Annotated in this window: 1 protein-coding gene; it reads left to right on the top strand. The window is 68.4% G+C overall.

Annotation, left to right across the window (positions count from 1 at the left end; all coding sequences use genetic code 11):
- Window positions 1–41: 41 nt before the first annotated feature.
- Window positions 42–886, top strand: a protein-coding gene (locus tag IH80_RS43395; RefSeq protein WP_420708922.1) for an IS5 family transposase whose coding sequence is annotated in 2 segments (ribosomal slippage) — window positions 42–395 and window positions 398–886 — 843 coding nt in all. Because the reading frame shifts where the segments join, the coding sequence is not laid out codon by codon here.
- Window positions 887–905 lie beyond the last annotated feature (19 nt).

The following is a 905-nucleotide window of genomic DNA, read 5'->3' on the forward strand; positions in this document are numbered from 1 at the left end:
CTAGGCCGTTTCTCTCGGATCATCTGATCGTTGGTTGATGTGTGTCGTTGACTGACGCGCAGTGGGCGCGGATCGAGCCGTTGCTGCCGGACCGGACGCCGAAGAGGGGAGGGCGGTGGCGGGATCACCGGCAGGTGATCGACGCGATCGCCTTCAAGTACCGCACCGGGACACCCTGGATGGATCTGCCCGAACGGTTCGGCTCGTGGAAAGGCGCCTACAGCCGGCTGCGGACGTGGGCGATCGACGGCACGTGGGAACGCGTCTTCGCCACCCTGCTCGCCCAGGCCGATGCGGCGGAGGATCTGGACTGGGTCGTGGCGGTCGACTCCACGATTGTCCGTGCCCACCAGCACGCCGCCGGGGCCCGTGAAAAGGGGCCCCGGTCGGCGAGCCGGCCGACCATGCCCTCGGACGGTCCCGCGGCGGACTGACCACGAAGATCCACCTCGCTGCCGACGGCAACTGCCGCCCGCTGGCCTTCGTCGTCACACCCGGCCAGGCCGGTGACGCGCCAGCGTTCACGCAGGTCATGGCCGCCATCCGGGTGGCCAGGCCCAAAGGCAGAGCCAGAACCAGGCCCACGGTCGTGCTGGCCGACAAGGCCTACTCGTCTCGCGCGATCCGCGAGCACCTGCGCAAGCGCAAGATCCGGGCGGTGATCCCGCTGCCTGCCGACCAGATCGCCAACCGCAAACGCCTCGGCAGTAAGGGCGGCAGGCCTCCGGCCTTCGACAAGACCGCCTACAAGCAGCGGAACACCGTCGAGCGGTGCATCAACAAGCTCAAGCAATGGCGCGGCCTGGCCACCCGCTACGACAAAACGGCCACGGTCTACCGGGCGGCCCTCCACCTCGCGGCCATCCACATCTGGTCCGCGAGGTGATCGCTAAGAAACGGCCTAG

It is taken from the genome of Streptomyces sp. NRRL S-378 (assembly GCF_000720645.1).
Classification (GTDB): Bacteria; Actinomycetota; Actinomycetes; order Streptomycetales; family Streptomycetaceae; genus Streptomyces.